This is a genomic window from Streptomyces sp. NPDC000941 (genome assembly GCF_053599555.1).
Window position 1 is genome coordinate 1 of sequence record NZ_JBSFMM010000247.1, and the last position, 16,056, is coordinate 16,056.

A 16,056-nucleotide genomic window follows, 5' to 3' on the forward strand; every position below is an offset into this window, starting at 1 on the left:
GCTCGGCGGGCTGCTGGGCAGCCTGGAGAAGGTCCACCAGAGCACGGAGCGCAGCCAGAGCCCGGGCCGGCCTTCTCAGTGGCATACCGTCGACGGCCAGGGCTGGTCAGGGCCCCGGCCCCGGCTCTGGCTGCGCTCCGTGCTCTGGTGGACCTTCTCCAGGCTGCCCAGCAGCCCGCCGAGCCGCTGCTGCCGCTCCGCGTCCGGATAGCTGAGGAACTGCAGCACGGCGCGCTGGAAGGCGAGCCGCATCCGCGGCGGCATGGCGTCGGACGCGTCCAGGCACAGCGAGGAGGACTTGAGCGTCCGGGCGATCGACTGGGCGACCTTGTCGTTCCCCTGGACGGACACGGGCATCTTGCTGTTCGCGGAGAACGGCTTGGCGGAGCCGGGAGGGGTGTGCTCGGCCCAGGTCCGCTGCCCCTCGACCTGGGCGAGGTAGCGCATGAGCTCCAGCGCCTGCTCGGTGTGGCCGGTGTTCTTGAACAGCGCGGCGAAGTCCCCGGACACCTCATGCGCCCCGGACACCTCATGCGCGGCGGACTGTGCGCCGGACAGCCTGAGCAGATCGGCGGAGTAGACGAATCTGGCCCGGTGAGGGCCGGGGTAGCTGCCGCGGATGAAGGAGCCCTGGTGTTCCAGCGCACACGACGGGCGCTTCGCGAACAGCTTCTTCCCCGCCGCCCGGAAGTCGGTGCGCAGCGCGGTCTTCGCGGCCGCGCCCGAGAACCCCTCGCCCCAGGTCCGCCACGCCTCGGCGACGCGTGGATCGTCCCAGGCCAGCTCGCCCTCGGCCCACTGCTCATAGACCCGCTTGCCCTGCTGCCGCAGCAGGATGTCCTCGATCCAGTCCGTGCCGGGCCAGCCGGAGGTGGCGCCGTCGCCCATGCCCACGCACCACTGGCGGCTGTCGGCGGCGAGGGCGGGGAGGTCCCCGGAGCCGTGGCGCGCGCTGTCGTACCAGACGATGCCCTTGAGGTCGGCCTTGACGGCGACGCCGTAGATCGGCCCGTTCTCCCTCAGCCGGGGCGTCCACAGGGGGTTGTACTCGGTCCGGGGGACCACCTCGTCGAGCGCGGCCAGATAGTCCTGCTCGGCGTAGGCGGTCAGCTCTCCCGAGCTCGGCAGCACGGCGATATCGGGCGGGGTGCCGGACCGTACGTCGGAGAGCAGCACCTCGCGCAGCGCGGTGGTGCCCTGGTACTCGACGCGGATGTGGTGCTTCTTGGTGAAGGCGTCCAGCACCTGGCGGAAGGCGTCCTCCTCGGGGCCGGTCCAGGAGGCGAGCACGCGAATCGTGCCGCCGGACTGCTGGGCGCCCGCGTCGCCCGTGCCCAGGGCGCACAGCAGCACCAGCCACAGGCCGAGCACGGCGGCGGTGACGTTCCGGGGGCGGGTGGCGGTGCTCATCGGGCCCGGAACCGGTACTCGTCGATACGCGGCTGGAGCCCGACGAACACGAGCGCGGCGAGGAGCGCGCCACCCATCGGTATCCACACCACGGCGCCGGTGCGCCAGTGGGTCTCCGCCATCTTGGTGCTCACCCTCTTGTTGGTGGTGTCCGGGGCCCTGCCGATGTTCGGCTGGCGCAGACTGGTGCGGGCCTGGGAGAGCCGGTCCTGCGTCTGGTAGGTGAAGACGGCCAGGGTCGGCACCGTGAGCAGCAACAGCCCGGTGGCCACGAGCAGGCTGGGGTTGAACCGGCGGCGGAAGCGGTGGCGCAGAAAGCGCTGGGTGCGCACCAGCAGCACGGCCAGCGCGACATACGCCGCCGGGACCAGCAGCCACCAGGCGAGCGACAGCAGCCAGCCGAAGGAGGTCTGCTGGTCGAGCAGGCGGAGCTGCTTGCCCTGCACCTTCACCAGCCGGGCGAGGATGTTGCTGTCGCCGTCCCGCACCTTCTTGGGCGAGCCGTCGTCGCCCCGCAGCATCGTTTCGGCGTAGCCGAGGTAGGCGTCGCGGAGGTCCGCGTTGTCGCGGTTGACGTACGCCTGCTGGACGAGGTCGCCGTAGGAGGAGACCAGGCCGGTGATGGTGAGCAGCGACTGGCGGGCCGGGGTGCCCGCGGTGGTCGACTTGAGGGCCTGGGCCAGGGCCTGGGTGGCCGTCGAGAGCGCGGTGCGGTAGTCCTCGCCCAGGCCCTCGATATCGCCGGTGTCGCCGGTGAGGCTGGACTCCGCCGACTCGTACGAATCGTTCAGGGCCACCTCGGCCGCGGCCACCTGGAGGATCGCGGGGGCGGATTCGTCCCGTACGGCCTGGGCGTTGCGGCTCACCCCGTAGTACGCGGTGAACAGCGCGGCCGCGGTGGCCGCCGAGAGCGCCAGCAGCGTCACCAGACGGCGGATCAGAAAGGCGCGGGTGCCGGTCATACGGCACCGGCCGGGGTGCCAGGGCCGCCGCCGGGGCGCAGGGTCGTGTCGCACTGTTGGCAGAAGGCGGCCGCGGCGGGGGCCATGCGCCCGCAGTTGGGGCATTCGAGGTCGGGCCCTGGCGGCATGGCGGACATGGCGGGGGTGACGGGGTTGGCGGGGTCGGCGGCGCCCGGGCCCGGGCCCCGGAAGCGGCTGCTCTCATCGGACAGCACCATGGCCGAGTTCAGATCGAGCGGCCGGATCCGCTCGCGCAGCCGCACCTCGCCCGTCGCCGCGTCCACGATGTCGACCAGCCCGCGCAGCCGGTCCAGCATCTTCTCGTTGCCCAGCTCATGCGCCAGCCGGACCGCACGGCCCCAGTGCGTCAGGGCCTGCCCCGGCTCGCCCGCCACATACGCGTCGTAGGCCGCGGTGACGGCGAGGCCGAGGGCGTCGTCCGCGCCGTAGTGGGCGAGCCGGGGGTGGATACGGGACGACAGCAGCGGGTCGTCCGTCCACCGCACCAGGACGGACTCCGCGGCGGGCAGCCGGACGTCGGCCGCGCCGACTCCTGACCGGTCGTCCTTTGACGGGCCGCCCGCTGCGGCACCGTCCGCTGACGCCCCGTCCAGCGCCAGCTCCACCCAGGCGAGCTCGATCTCCTCGTCCTGTGCGTCGCCCTCCGGGTCGGCGGTCACACACACCTGGTACTCGCGCACCTCGTCGCCCCACGGCCCGCTGCGCCACTCCCAGGTGCGCGGGTCTGGGCGGGCACCCTCGTCGGTCAGGTCCACCCGGGTCGGGTACACCTGCTTGACCATGCCGACCGCGCCGCCCGCGCGGGTCCGGACCCGGATCCGCAGCGCGGCCAGCGCCCGGGCCATCGAGCCGCGCGTCAGCGCTTCGAACTCGGCCGGCAGGTCGGAGTGGTCGAGGACCGCGTCGGCCCGGCCGCGCAGCCGCCGCACGATCTCCTTGAGCTCGGTGGCGTCCCAGCCGTCGCCGATGCCGCGCGCGTCGCAGATGAAGGACGGGGCGCAGGCGTCGAGCACCCGCGCCAGATCGCCGGGGTCCTCGTGCTCGTTCTTGCCGTCGGTCAGCAGCAGGGTGTGCCGCAGCGCGGTGGGCTGCTCGGAGTGGAGGCGACGGGCGAGATCGAGCCAGGTGCCGATCGCGGTGCCGCCCAGCGCGGCGAGCTTCATCGCGGCGCGCGAGGCGGCGGCCTTGGTGTCGGGCCCGGCGACCGCCATGCCGCCGGTGGGCGGATAGACGACCTCGGCCCGCTCGGTGCCCTGGACGACCGCGAAACGCGTGCCCTTGCGCAGGGCGGAGATGGCGGCGACGGTGGCCTTGCGGGCCGCCATGATCTTTGTCGGGGGCCAGGTCATCGACCCCGAGCAGTCGATGACGATGACCTCGGAGGCCGCGGCGCGGGCCGCGGCCGGGCCCAGGCCCCGGGCCTCGACCCTGACGATGGCGTGCATCTCGGCGCGGCCCGCGGCGGCCGGAAGGTACTCGTTCTGGTCCACGCGCAGGGTGATGGCGGCGCCGTGGCCGTCGTCCGCGCCGCGGTCCCCTGCCGGCTGATCCGCGGTCGCCTGATCCCCTGCCGGCTGATCCGCGGTCGCCCGATCCGTTCCCGCGGTGCCTGCTGTGCCTGCTGTGTCCTCTGCGTCCTCTGCGTCCTCTGTGTCCTCGCTCATCCGATCCCCCTGTCAGACGCGGGTCATGGGCCTGACGGCGTTGGCCCGGTCGACCAGCACCTCCACGGCCTCGGGGCTGTCCGCCTGCTGGGCCAGGGCCCGCAGGGTTTCTTCGAGCTTGGCGCGCACCGTGGACTCCTCGTCGTACTCTCCGAGCAGTGCCCCGGCCTCGTCCTTGTTCCCGAACCGGAGCACCCAGTCGAGGGCGGCCTCCCACACCTCGGCGGTCAGCCGCTCGCGGGCGTGGCCCGAGGACCGTCCGTCGTCCAGATACAGCCGCGGCAGCCGGGTCAGCACCTCCGCGAAGTCCGCCTCGGTCGGCAGCCCGTCCGGGTGGCCCAGCCGGCCGGCCAGCACCCGCACCGTGGCGATCTGGGCGGCGTCGTGGTGGCGCGAGACCTTCGGCACCTCGCTGAGGACGTCGACCGACCCGGTACGGTCGCCCGCGGCCAGCCGCAGCCGGGCCAGGCCGAAGGCGGCGCTGCCCTGGGAGCGGTTGCGCTGCCAGACCGCCTGGTAGAACCGCTCGGCGGCGCCGTGGTCGGCCAGGTGCTCGGCGCAGTACCCGAGGGCGAGCTTGGGCGCGTACTCCCCGGGCAGCGCCCCGTACACCGCGTCGAACTCCCGCCGGGCCTCGGCCACGGCGCCCTCGGCGAGCCGCACCAGGGCGCGGTGCCAGTTCAGCCGCCAGTCGTACGGCGCCCGGTCCCTGCCGATGATCCGCTCGACCGCCTTCACCTGGGCCTTCGCCTCGTCCACCTCGTCGAGTTCGAGATGGGCGCGGCAGATGCGGAACCGTATCTCGGCGGACTCGTGGGGGAAGGCCCGCAACTGCTCGATCAGCCGCCGCGGGCCGCTGTCGGTCGGGGTGTTGAGCAGCGCCGCGCCCGGGTCCTTGGCGTCGGGGAACGGCACCGGCAGCCCGGGCGGCACTCTCTTCGGGGCGGGCCGGCCGTCCGCGAGCACCGGACGGGCCTCCCCGGTCAGCCAGCGCTCCAGACCGGGGATCCGGCCGAGCCCGGAGTCGAGCAGGGCCGCGGTCGGGGCGAACAGCGTGGACGGCTCGGGCTGCTCCCGCTCAAGACGCAGCGAATGAATCTCGCGGAGCACCCCGCGCAGCTGCTCGGCCATCTCGCGGGCGGAGCCGAACCGCCGCCGCGGGTCATAGGCCGTGGCGCGGGCCAGGAGCCTGTCGTACGACTCGCGGCCGAGGCCCGGCGGCCGCTGGGCGGCCCGGCTGACCTTGTCGGAGAGGTTCTTCAGGGTCTTCCCGACGCCGTAGAGGTCATGGAGCTCGGTGGGGGTGGCGCCGTGATGGGCCACCTCGGGGGCGGCGAGCTTGTTGATGATGACGGGTAAGCCGTCCCGCTGCCCCAGCTGGCGGACCGCGCCGAGGTCGATCACCTTGACCCGGCCCTCGTGGTGCATGACGTTGTTCGGCTTGAGGTCGCAGTAGACCAGCTTCTCGCCGTGCAGATACTCCAGCGCGTCGAGGACGAGGGCGCCGTAGGTGAGGATGTGCTGGTAGACGCGGTTTCCGTCGAAGTGCGGGTCGGAACGGGCGATGTAGTCCCCGATCGTCGAGAGGGTCACCCCGGCGACGAACTCCATCACGATGTAGCCCTGCGGCCGGCCGCTGCCGCGGGCCGGGTGGCGGACGTAGTTGATGATGCTGACGATGCCCGGGTGATCGAGCATGGTCAGATAGCGGCGCTCCTCGATGGCCGCGCGCTGCGCCGTCTCGTCATCGTCGTTGATCAGCCCCTTGATGGCGACGGGCTGGCGGTCCAGCTGGGTGTCCTCGGCGAGATAGACCCAGCCAAGACCCCCGTACGCCACGCCGCCGACCACCTCGTACTGGCCGCCCAGCAGATCCCCGGGCCGCAGCTGCGGGGTGAAGTCGAAGGGGTGGCGGCAGTGGTGGCAGACCCCGGTCCACAGCGCGGGCTGCCCGGCGTATGCCGCGCCCACGGTCTCGTCACAGCCCGCGCAGGGCTGTCCCTGCGGGGGTGGCTGGGGATTGTCGATGACCAGGTCGCGGAGGGAGGGGAGTTCGACGCGCGGCAGATCCAGCAGGCCGTCGCCCGCGGGGCGGACGGTGAACTTCCGGGCCACGGCGCGCCGTCGTGCGCGGGCCGCGGTGGCGGTGGACTCGGACTCCAGGATGGCGGAGGCGGACGCGGTTGCGGTTGCGGGTGCGTCGGGGGAGGGGGTGCCGGCGGCCCGGCCCCGGGCCTTGCGGCCGCACTCCGAGCAGAAGCCGCGGACGTTGATCCGGCCGCGGCCGGCACCGGGGCAGTCGGGCCGGTCGCAGACCGCCGCCCCGCCGCTCGTCCCGTCCGTCATGCCTCTTCCTCCCCGTGTCTGCCCTTGTCTGCCTGTGTCTGCCTGTGTCTTCGCGGTTCACGGCCGGATCTCGTTGACGGCGCGGACGAACCGGTCGACCGCTTCCTGCGCGGCCGGCACGTCGTACGGCACCGAGCGCAGCAGGTCGAACGCCGCGCGCTGGAGCGGGATCAGCTCGGGGAGCTCGGCCGCGCCCATGGCGCCCAGCCGCACGGCGTAGGGGGCCAGCAGGTTCCGCAGCTCCGGGATGCGCTTCAGCTGTTCGTCGGCCGCGCACAGTGCCGCCTCGGCGTGCCGCAGGATCGTGGCCACCGAATGCTCGAAGACGGCCAGCTTGGCGATGATGTGGTGGGTGTGCAGCCCGGGGTCGTCGCGCAGTCTGAGCAGATTGATGCGCAGCGCCGAAGCGTTGCGGGTGTACGGCGCGTTCAGCGCGGGGGAGAGCAGCGCGCGCCGCTCGGCCGCCTCGCGCTCGCGGCCCTCCGCGCGGGTCACCTGCCCGGCCAGCTCGTCCAGCCATGCGTCGATCCGCGCCCGGTCCGGGCGGAACAGCCGCTCGGCCAGGTGCAGACCGGGCGCCTGCCCATCGCGGAAGACCAGCATCAGCCGGCTGCCCTGGTCGGCGAGGAGCTTCATGAAGCGGACCAGGGCCTCGGGGTCATGGGCCCGGTCGACGCTCACGGCCACGATGGTCAGCGGCACCGCGTTGGCCCGGATGCGGCTGAGCGGCGAGGTGTCACCGAGCGATTTGAGGTCCATCCGGTCGGCGACCCGCTTGGCCACATCGGTGTCGGTGCGGCCGGTGACGTCGATGGCCAGGTCCAGGCTGCCGATGGGCGGCACCGTATCGCGCGGCGCGGTGGACACCGCCTCCTCGGCGCCGTCCCCGGACAGCTCGCGGTCCGCGAGCGTCACGGCCCGGCTGAGCGCCCCGTTCCGGTCGCTGTCGCCGTCCTCGATCACGACCGTCTCGACGTCCGCGATCCCCTCCCGCCCGGCCAGGCTCTCCCGCCGCAGCCACAGGGCCAGCCGCTGGGCGAAGCCGATGTCCTGGACGCCGTCGGTGAGCGGGGAGACCAGCCGCGGGTCCACCCCGGCCTCGCCGCCCACCCAGCGGGCGACCTGAGGCAGATGCCGGACGATGGTCTCGACGGGGATCATGTACGAAAAGCGGCGCCGCTCGGCGCTCGGCACGCTGTCGGAGTCGTCGTAGCGGCTGACCACCATGCCGATGACATGGTGGGTCTGCTCGTCCTCGACCCCGGCGCCGCTGAAGCCGTACCGCACCACGTCACCGGGCGTCTCCGGGTTGACCTGCACCCACTCCGCGCGCGGCCCCGCGGCGCCCGCGAGGCTGCCCAGGAACCACATGCCGTCGTCGTTGCCGTCGGGGAAGCCGCACATCCGCACCGGCCGCCGGGACACCGGGGGCAGCCGGAACAGGGGCGCGGCGTGCTCGGCGGGCTGGGGGCGGCTCAGCCTCAGCAGCGCCACATCGCCGCAGCTGTCGGCGCGCTGCGGCACCCAGCAGCCCGGGGCGACGCGCGCACTGACGGGCTCGGCGTCGGGCACGCCGACCAGCTCGACCCGCACTTCCGTGGCCGGAAGCGGCCGTCCGTCCTCGGGGATCACATGAGCGCAGGTCAACACCGTCTCGCTGCCCAGAAGGATTCCTGCGCCCAGAACATCGCCCGTCGTACTACGGATCCGAACCCGCCAAGTCCCGTCACGGGTGGGCGCATTGGCGGTATTGCCGTTTTCCGCCCCCATGCGGCCCGAGCATACGCCCGAGACGTACGGAAGTGACCCCTTGCGGTCGGTGAGTCACGGGAAAGGGTGGGGTGCGGGCCCGGCATTGGACGGTGTTTCAGATGGTCACTAAATAATGGAATTGCCCCATCCGAGGGAATTCGGTGTTTGCATTCTTGTCGCCCATGTCCCCCGGATGGATTACTCGACATGCGGCCGGATCATCCGCCGGGGCTCCCGACATCAGGGCGATCCGGACCGGCGACCGCCTGCCCGTGCGCTGGGACCATGCGCCCACCGCGCGCTCCCGGACGGGCCATCCCCCAGGAGTCCATGCCATGCCCATCTCTCCCAGCAGCGGCCCCGCCTCCGGCGGAAACACCGTCACCATCACCGGGGTGAATCTCGGCGGGGCCACCTCCGTGCACTTCGGCACCAAGTCCGGCGCCATTGTCTCCAACACGGCCACCCAGGTCGTCGTCACCGCGCCCTCCGGCTCCGGCGCGGTCAATGTGACCGTCACCACCCCCGGCGGGAACAGCAATCCCCTGTAGTACTACTACGTCGGCCTGCCGACCGAGTTCTCCCTGAGCCCCGCCGCGGGACCGGTCGCCGGCGGCAACACCGTCACGATCGACGGCACCGGGCTGTCCACCGCCACGCAGGTAACCTTCGGCGCCAACTCCGCGACCCCCACGGTGCTCTCCGACAGCGAGGTGTCCGTCGCCGTCCCGGGCGGTACGGCGGGGTCGGTCGAGGTGACGGTGACCACCTCGGGCGGTGCCACGGACGGCCTGTCGTACACGTACGTGGCCGCGCCCACCATCACCGCCGCGACGCCCAACTCCGGCCCGCCGACCGGCGGCACGCAGGTGACCGTCACCGGCACCGCCCTGGACACCACCCAGAGCGTCGCCTTCGACGGCACCAGCGCGGCGTTCGTCGTCCTCGACTCCACCAGCCTCATCACGACCGCGACGCCCACCGCGGACGGCGGCGCCGGCCCGGGTGAGATCGAAGTGACCACCCTCGCCGGCACCGCCACCGTCGCGTACACCTACGTCGCGGGCCCCGGCATCTGACCGGGGCCCGGGCCGGAACGGGGGCCCGGATCCGAGTCCGGGGCGGAGCCGGTGCGGCGGTCCCGGCCGGGGCCGAGCGGGCGGTCCCCGGACGGCCGGGACCACCACACGCCCTCACCTCGCGTGAGCCCCGGCAGCCACCGCTTCACCCCGTGCACCTCCCGCGCCGGGATCCGGCCTTCGAGCAGCCAGGCCGGCACCCCGCCCGCCGTCTCCTCGACGGCGGTGATGTCGGCCTCGGCCGCAGTGAGTTGACCGGTGACCGGGGCCAGCGCGTCGTGCGGGATCTCCAGCTCGAAGGCGTGGCAGGGTTCGTACACCCGCGTCCCCGCGGCGCGCAGCGCGCGCTCCAGCACCACCGGGGTCAGCTCGCGGAAGTCACGCGCCGTGCTGAGCGGGCTGGAGAAGCCCGAGCGGATGAGGGTGACGAGGCAGTCGGTCACCGGCCGGCCGTCGTGGCCCTCGAGGAGGGTGTCGTGCACGGTCTCCTCGATGGCGTGGTGGAACGCGCGGGGCAGCGCGCCCAGTTCGGTCTCGTACCGGAAGATCACCCCGGAGCCGGTCCGGGCGGGCTCGACGCGCAGCCCGATGGTGGCCCAGAGCCCGCTGTGATGGCGCCGGGCCATCTCCTCGCACGCCTCGCCGACGCGCACGGGCCGCTCGACATGGACCGGCCGGCTCGGCTCGAAGTCGGCCTCGATGCCGAAGTCCCGGGCGAGCGTCGCCGCGATGATCTCCTTCTGGACCTCGCCGTACAGCAGCACCGAGGTGGCGCCGCCCGGCAGGGCGCGGGCGTGGATCAGCGGGTCCTGTTCGGCCAGGCTCAGCAGCGCGGTGTGCAGCCGCGCGGCGGGGCCCGGGCCGGGCTCGCGCGCGCGGACGACCGTGCTCAGGCTGGGCGCGGCGAAGTGCGGCTGGTCGGGCGGCGGATGCCCGGGGCCGCTTTCGGCGCTTGGGTTGGTGCTGATGTTGGCGCTGGCGTGGGCGTCGCCGAGCCGGTCGCCGACCCGTACCTCGGGCAGGCCGCGCACCTTGCCGATGTCCCCGGCGGTCAGCCGCCCGGCGTCCGCCTGCGCGCCGGCCCGGCCGACGACATCGAGCGAGGTGATCTGGCCGCCGTACTCGACGAGCGTGCCGCCCGGCCCGCGGCGGTGGAGCGTCACCTTCTGCCGTACGGCCAACTCGCCCGCGAACAGCCGCAGATACGCGGTCTTCCCGCCGGTCCCGCCCCGGCGCTCCACGGCGAAGACCGTCCCGTACGGGGCCGCAGCCCGCTCCGCACCGACGGGCGCGGGCGGCAGCAGGCGCGCCATCCCGCGGGCGAGCGCGCCGACGCCCTGGCCGCTCAGCGCCGAGCCGAAGAACACCGGGTGGACGCGGCAGTCCGCCGTGCCACAGGCCAGCGCGGCCCGCAGTTCGGCGGGCGTGGGCGGGGGCCCGTCCAGGACGCGGGCGAGCAGCGCGTCGTCGGTCTCGGCCAGCGCCTCGGCCACCTGGCCGCGGAAGTCCGCGTCGTCGAGCGACCGGGGCACGGCGCGGGCGTGCCGCGTGCCCAGGTCCCGTACGGCCGTCAGCGCGACGACGTGCGGGGCCAGCTTGTGCCGGATGTCCGTCAGCAGCCCCTCGTCGCGGGCGCCCGGGCGGTCGATCTTGTTGACGAAGAGCAGGGTCGGCAGCCGGAGCCGCCGCAGGGTCTTCATCAGCACGCGGGTCTGCGCCTGGACGCCCTCCACCGCGGACAGCACCAGGACCGCGCCGTCCAGCACCCCAAGGGCGCGTTCGACCTCGGCGATGAAGTCCGAGTGGCCGGGCGTGTCGATCAGGTTGATCTGAGCCGGCCCCACGGTGAAGGAGGCGACCGCCGAGCGCACGGTGATGCCGCGCTCGCGCTCGATGTCGCCCGTGTCGGTCTGGGTGGTGCCGCTGTCGACGCTGCCGAGGCGGTCGATGGCGCCGTGGTCGAAGAGCAGGCGCTCGGTGAGACTGGTCTTACCGGCGTCGACGTGCGCCAGGATGCCGATGTTCAGGGTGCGCGAAATGGGCATGCGTGTGGAAGTCCTCGAAAACCGTCGTCCGGTGGGGGCGCTGGGTGGTTCCGAGGAATCGGCGCATCGCATGCTCCTGACTGGGCGTCGAGTGGACGCGGCAATCCTGTGCAGCGCGTACGGCGCGGTCAACCGAATTACGGCCGTACGGGGAGCCGGTGCGGCCTACGCGAGGTGGCGGACGATCCGGCGCAGCTGCTCGGTGTAGTGCTCGCGGAACTCCGGTGAGTCCGGGTCGAGGCCGAAGAGCTGCCGTACGAGGTGCGGCAGCGCGACGGGCGCCGAGACCATGCTGATGAACAGCAGCAGCGCGGCGGCCGGGTCGAGGTCGTCGGCCAGCTCGCCGGCCGCCTGGCGGCGGCGCAGTCCGGAGAGGTCTTCGGGGTCCTGCTCCAGCGCACCGCCGGTGAGGCCGTTCCAGAGGTTGAGGCGGGTGGGCCGGGGGTCGGCGAAGGTCTCGTCGAGGTAGCGCACGACGAGCTCGTCGAGGGGGAGGGCCGGGTCGACGATGGTCTCCTCGCGCCGCAGCCACTGGTCGTGCAGCTCGCGGTAGAGCCCTTCCTTGCCGCCGAAGTAGTAGCTGATCAGCTGCTTGTTGAGGCCGGCGCGGTCCGCGATGTCCTGGACGCGGGCGCCCGCGAACCCCTTCTCGGCGAACTCGTCCATCGCGGCGTCCAGCAGCAGCCGCCGGGAGCGCTCGGGATCGAGCTTGCGCTCCGCCGGCGCGGGGGCGCGGCGGGTCTTCCTCGGCGGTGCCTGCGGCGCTTTCTCCTTCACCCGATCAGGCTATCCGCAGCCGTCGGGCGGGCGCCATCTATCTGTTTGACAAGTTCACCCAGTTGGATGAATCGTAGGAGGCGTCAAGCCCAACGAGACCGCAGAGCCAAGGGGAAAACGTCATGATCGTGGTGACCGGAGCCACCGGAAACGTCGGCAGGCAGGTGGTGGACGAGCTGGTCGCGGCGGGTGCGGAGGTCCGCGCGCTGACCCGCGACCCCGAGTCGGCGCGGCTGCCCGAGGGGGTCCAGGTGGCGCGTACCGCGGACCTTCCGCTGGACGGCGCGGACGCGGTCTTCCTCAACCCGGCGGTGGTGTGGGGGCAGGGCGCCGGCGAGCTGCTGCGCAAGGCCGAGCAGGCGGGGGTGCGGCGTATCGTCACGCTCTCCTCCTCGGCCGTGCTGCACGCCGGCCCGGGCAATCCCATCGGCAACCACCACCATGAGTTGGAGGCCGAGATCGAGGCCTCGGGGCTGGCCTGGACGCATGTCCGGCCGGGCGCCTTCGCCTCGAACGCGCTGCAGTGGGCGGCGCAGATCGGCAAGGGCGATGTGGTCCACGGCGCGTACGCCCAGGCCCACACGGCGCCCATCCACGAGGCCGACATCGCGGCCGTCGCCGCCCGCGCCCTGCTCAGCGAGGACTACGCCGGCCAGGCGCCGGTGCTGTCGGGGCCGCAGTCGCTGACCTTCGCGGAGCAGGTGACCGTCATCGGCGAGGCCCTGGGGCGGCCGCTGCGGTATGAGGAGATCCCGCCGGAGGCGGCCCGGGAGGCGATGACCGGCGGCGGCGTACCGGCGGACATCGCGGACTCGCTGCTGCGGATGTTCGCGGGGGCCGTCGACCGCCCGGCCGAGATCTCCCCGGAGGTGGAGCGGATCACGGGGCGGCCCGGGCGTACGTTTGCGCAGTGGGCGAGCGACCACGTGGCCGCGTTCAGCTGACGCTTGGCCGGGGCCGGGGGTGGGGCCGCGGATCGGGAGCGGTCGGCCGCTGCTGTCAGGAGGCCGTCCGGCCGCCCGCCCGTTTGCCGGTGGCCTGTTTCTTGGCGGGGGCCGGGGCCTTCTTGGCCGCGGCCTTCTTCGCCGTGGTCTTCGCGGCGCCTGTCTTCGCTGCGCCTGTCTTGGCGCCGGACTTTTCGGTGCCCTTCTTCGTCGCCGCGGCCTTCTTGCGTGTCGGCAGCGGGTGGACCGTGGCCTCCGCCTCTTCCGCTTCCTCTTCTGCGGCTTCCCCGGCCTCCTCACCCCGGGCCGCGCGGGCGCTGCGCACGCTGTCCCGCAGCGCCGCCATCAGGTCGACGACCTGGGCCCCGGCCGGGGCCTCACCGGGCTCGGCGGTGGGTGTGGCGCCGGCCATCTTGGCCGCCACGAGGGCGTCCAGCGCCTCCTGGTACTCGTCGTGCAACTGGGTCAGATCCACCTCGCCGAGCGTGTTCATCAAGGTGTCGGCGAGGTCGAGCTCCGCCTCCCGTACCGTCACCTTCTCCTTGGGCGCCACGCCGACCGGGTTGCGCACCTCGTCGGGCCACAGCAGCCGGTGCATCGCGATGGCGTCGCCCACCACGCGCAGCATGCCCAAGCGCTCCCGGCCGCGGTGGGCGTATTTGGTGATGGCGACCTTCTCGCTGCGCTTGAGCGCTTCGCGCAGCAGGGCGTACGGCTTGGCGGCTGCGGGGCCGTTCGCGCCGAGGTAGTAGGCGTCGCCCATCTGGAGGGGGTCGATGTCCGCCGCCGAGACGAACGCCTGGATCTCCAGGGCGCGGGTCGTGGGCAGCGGCAGGTGGGCCAGGTCCTCGTCGGTGATCGGGATCAGCGTGCCGTCGGCGTCCTCGTATGCCTTGCCGATCTCGTCCGCGTCGATCTGCTTGTCCTCGAGCTCGCAGACCTTGCGGTAGCGGATCCGGCCGCCGTCCTTGGTGTGGACCTGCCGGAAGGAGACGGCGTGGTCCTCGGTCGCCGGATACATCTTGATCGGGATGCTGACCAGGCCGAAGGAAATGATCCCATTCCAGATGGACCGCATGCTTTTGATCCCTTTCGTGAGATTCTTATCGTATGTCCCCGATCGCGGAGGTGGAGGGGCGGCGCATCGCGCTCAGTAACCTCGAGAAGGTGCTCTATCCGGCCACGGGCACCACCAAGGGAGAGCTGCTGCACTACCTGGCGGCCGTCGCCGGCCCGCTTCTGCGCCATCTGCGCGGCCGGCCGCTGGCGTTCCTCCGCTTCCCGGACGGCCCCGACGGCCAGACGTTCTTCACCAAGAACCCGCCCCCGGGCACACCCGACTGGGTGGCGACGGCCGAGGTGCCCCGCCACGAGGGGGAGACCTCCCGGCAGATCCTCGTCCAGGACCTCGCCTCGCTGATGTGGGCCGGAAACCTGGTTGTCGAATTCCACGCCCCCATGTGGCGCGCCGATCGCGCCGCCGGCCTCGCCGACCGCCTCGTCTTCGACCTCGACCCGGGCCCGCCCGCCACGATCGTGCACTGCTGCGCCGTCGCCGAATGGCTGCGCGAGCGGCTGCACGCCGACGGCCTGTCCGCGTACGCCAAGACCAGCGGCTCCAAGGGGCTGCATCTGCTGATTCCGGTGGAGCCGACCCCCTCCCCGGAGACCACGGGCTACGCCAGAAAGCTCGCCCTGGAGGCCACGGCCGCCGTGCCCGGCCTGGTGACCTCCAAGATGACCCGCTCGCAGCGGCCCGGGAAGGTGTTCGTCGACTTCAGCCAGAACGCCGCCGCGAAGACCACCGCCGCCCCGTACACCGCCCGCGCGCGCCGCGAGCCCACCGTCTCCACGCCGGTCACCTGGGGCGAGGTCGAGGGCTGCGAGGACCCCACGCAGCTGGTCTTCCGGATCGACGACATCACGCCCCGTCTTGACCGCCACGGGGATCTGCTGGAACCCCTCCTGGACCCGGAGCTGGCCCGCCCGCTGCCCGCGGGGGACGGACCGTGAAAGCCGCAGCCGCGTCAGCGCTCGCCGGAGCCGCGTGATGATCCCCGGTTTGGGCCCGCCCCCTCGAATGCCGCTGCTGCCGCCCGTGGAGGTCGCGCTGGCCCGCCCCGTCCACGCCTTTCCCGACCCGGCGGGGAAGCGGCTGGCCTACGAGCCGAAGTTCGACGGCCACCGCGTACTGATCTTCCGTACGGAGGACGACGTCCTGCTGCAGGCCCGCTCCGGCCGCATCGTCACCACGGCGTTCCCCGATCTGCGGGCCGCCGCGGAACGGCTCCCGGCCGGCACCGTCCTGGACGGCGAGGTCGTGGTGTGGACCGGCGGCCGTACGGACTTCGCCGCCGTCCAGAAGCGCGCGGCCGCCACCCGCGCCCGCGCAGCCCGGCTCGCCCGCGAACTCCCCGCCTCCTACGCCGCCTTCGACCTGCTGGCCGCCGGTGGCGAGGATCTGCGCCCCCTGGCGTACGAGCGGCGCCGGGCCAGGCTCGTCGCGCTGCTGGAGCCGTACGGGCCGCCGCTGCAGCCCGTCCCCATGACCACCGACCCCGAGCTCGCCGCCACCTGGTACGACACCCTTCCGGCCAGCGGCATCGAGGGCCTGGTGATCAAGAGCCTGGGCCAGCCCTACCGCGCGGGCCGCCACTGGTGGAAGCTGCGCCACTCCGAGACACGGGAGGCCGTGGTGGTCGGCGTCGTCGGCCCCCGCTACCACCCGCGCTCGCTGGCGCTGGTGCTGCCGGGCGCCGACGACCCCGTGGTCTCCACCCCGCTCTCCCCGGCCGTACGCGCCCAGATCACGGCCGCGCTGCGCGGCCTGCCCGCCCCCGCGGAGCCTCCCGGGACCGAGCCCGCGCCCACCGCCATGGACATGGTCGGCACCGAGATCACGTACCGGCCGGTGGCGCCGGAGCTGATGGTCGAGGTACGGCGGGACCGCACCGCCCGCCACGCGGCGACCACGGTGATGCGGCTGCGCGCGCCGGAGTAGCCGTCGGCATTTGCGGTGAGTTTGGGACAGCGACACGCCGACGCGACGGCGTGTC

Annotated in this window: 11 protein-coding genes and 1 pseudogene; 4 read left to right on the forward strand and 8 right to left on the reverse strand. The window is 73.1% G+C overall.

Annotation, left to right across the window (positions count from 1 at the left end; translation table 11 throughout):
* Window positions 1–75: 75 nt before the first annotated feature.
* Genes ACWDSL_RS45340 through ACWDSL_RS45360 form a run of 5 tightly spaced genes read right to left on the reverse strand, consistent with a single transcriptional unit; the run spans window position 76 to window position 8,173 of the window.
* Window positions 76–1,410: an ABC transporter substrate-binding protein gene (locus tag ACWDSL_RS45340; RefSeq protein WP_450494554.1), complete on the reverse strand. Its 1,335-nt coding sequence runs from the start codon at window positions 1,408–1,410 to the stop codon at window positions 76–78.
* Window positions 1,407–2,372, reverse strand: a complete 966-nt coding sequence (locus ACWDSL_RS45345; protein WP_450494556.1) for a hypothetical protein — start codon at window positions 2,370–2,372, stop codon at window positions 1,407–1,409. The genes ACWDSL_RS45340 and ACWDSL_RS45345 overlap by 4 nt, the downstream gene beginning before the upstream one ends.
* Window positions 2,369–4,057 (reverse strand): VWA domain-containing protein, encoded by a 1,689-nt coding sequence (locus tag ACWDSL_RS45350; protein WP_450494558.1) that lies wholly within the window; start codon window positions 4,055–4,057, stop codon window positions 2,369–2,371. Before ACWDSL_RS45350 ends, ACWDSL_RS45345 begins: the two co-directional genes overlap by 4 nt.
* Before the next feature lie 12 nt (window positions 4,058–4,069).
* A complete protein-coding gene (locus ACWDSL_RS45355) occupies window positions 4,070–6,403 on the reverse strand; it encodes a tetratricopeptide repeat protein (protein WP_450494560.1) in 2,334 nt (777 codons plus the stop codon).
* A 57-nt stretch (window positions 6,404–6,460) separates the two neighbouring features.
* Window positions 6,461–8,173, reverse strand: coding sequence for a S1 family peptidase (locus ACWDSL_RS45360; RefSeq protein ID WP_450494562.1), 1,713 nt, complete (start codon window positions 8,171–8,173; stop codon window positions 6,461–6,463).
* A 317-nt stretch (window positions 8,174–8,490) separates the two neighbouring features.
* Between ACWDSL_RS45360 and ACWDSL_RS45365 the strand changes: the two are divergent.
* Window positions 8,491–9,234, forward strand: a pseudogene (locus ACWDSL_RS45365) (IPT/TIG domain-containing protein).
* Here the strand turns inward: ACWDSL_RS45365 and otr(A) are convergent.
* Entirely contained in the window at window positions 9,210–11,279 is a 2,070-nt protein-coding gene (gene otr(A) / locus ACWDSL_RS45370; protein ID WP_450494564.1) for a tetracycline resistance ribosomal protection protein Otr(A), read from the reverse strand. The pseudogene ACWDSL_RS45365 and the gene otr(A) sit on opposite strands and share 25 nt — an antisense overlap.
* Before the next feature lie 165 nt (window positions 11,280–11,444).
* A complete protein-coding gene (locus tag ACWDSL_RS45375) occupies window positions 11,445–12,056 on the reverse strand; it encodes a TetR family transcriptional regulator (RefSeq protein ID WP_450494566.1) in 612 nt (203 codons plus the stop codon).
* 122 nt (window positions 12,057–12,178) lie between these two features.
* Between ACWDSL_RS45375 and ACWDSL_RS45380 the strand changes: the two genes are divergently transcribed.
* Window positions 12,179–13,000 (forward strand): NAD(P)H-binding protein, encoded by an 822-nt coding sequence (locus tag ACWDSL_RS45380; protein WP_450494567.1) that lies wholly within the window; start codon window positions 12,179–12,181, stop codon window positions 12,998–13,000.
* A gap of 55 nt (window positions 13,001–13,055) precedes the next feature.
* Here ACWDSL_RS45380 and ku read toward each other — a convergent pair whose 3' ends face one another.
* The gene (ku, locus tag ACWDSL_RS45385; protein ID WP_450494569.1) at window positions 13,056–14,078 is read right to left on the reverse strand and encodes a non-homologous end joining protein Ku; all 1,023 of its coding nucleotides are present in this window, start codon (window positions 14,076–14,078) and stop codon (window positions 13,056–13,058) included.
* 32 nt (window positions 14,079–14,110) lie between these two features.
* On the opposite strand from ku, the gene ligD reads away from it, so the two are divergent.
* Both ligD and ACWDSL_RS45395 read left to right on the forward strand, forming a co-directional pair.
* Window positions 14,111–15,013: a non-homologous end-joining DNA ligase gene (gene ligD, locus ACWDSL_RS45390; RefSeq protein WP_450494571.1), complete on the forward strand. Its 903-nt coding sequence runs from the start codon at window positions 14,111–14,113 to the stop codon at window positions 15,011–15,013.
* Window positions 15,014–15,050: 37 nt separating this feature from the next.
* Window positions 15,051–16,001, forward strand: a complete 951-nt coding sequence (locus ACWDSL_RS45395; RefSeq protein WP_450494572.1) for an ATP-dependent DNA ligase — start codon at window positions 15,051–15,053, stop codon at window positions 15,999–16,001.
* Window positions 16,002–16,056: the final 55 nt, after the last annotated feature.

Bases quoted from the DNA above. Each gene is read 5' to 3' on its own strand.
- ACWDSL_RS45340 (WP_450494554.1), bottom strand. From the start codon at position 1,410: ATGAGCACCGCCACCCGCCCCCGGAACGTCACCGCCGCCGTGCTCGGC.
- ACWDSL_RS45345 (WP_450494556.1), bottom strand. From the start codon at position 2,372: ATGACCGGCACCCGCGCCTTTCTGATCCGCCGTCTGGTGACGCTGCTG.
- ACWDSL_RS45350 (WP_450494558.1), bottom strand. From the start codon at position 4,057: ATGAGCGAGGACACAGAGGACGCAGAGGACGCAGAGGACACAGCAGGC.
- ACWDSL_RS45355 (WP_450494560.1), bottom strand. From the start codon at position 6,403: ATGACGGACGGGACGAGCGGCGGGGCGGCGGTCTGCGACCGGCCCGAC.
- ACWDSL_RS45360 (WP_450494562.1), bottom strand. From the start codon at position 8,173: ATGGGGGCGGAAAACGGCAATACCGCCAATGCGCCCACCCGTGACGGG.
- ACWDSL_RS45380 (WP_450494567.1), top strand. From the start codon at position 12,179: ATGATCGTGGTGACCGGAGCCACCGGAAACGTCGGCAGGCAGGTGGTG.
- ku (WP_450494569.1), bottom strand. From the start codon at position 14,078: ATGCGGTCCATCTGGAATGGGATCATTTCCTTCGGCCTGGTCAGCATC.
- ligD (WP_450494571.1), top strand. From the start codon at position 14,111: ATGTCCCCGATCGCGGAGGTGGAGGGGCGGCGCATCGCGCTCAGTAAC.
- ACWDSL_RS45395 (WP_450494572.1), top strand. From the start codon at position 15,051: ATGATCCCCGGTTTGGGCCCGCCCCCTCGAATGCCGCTGCTGCCGCCC.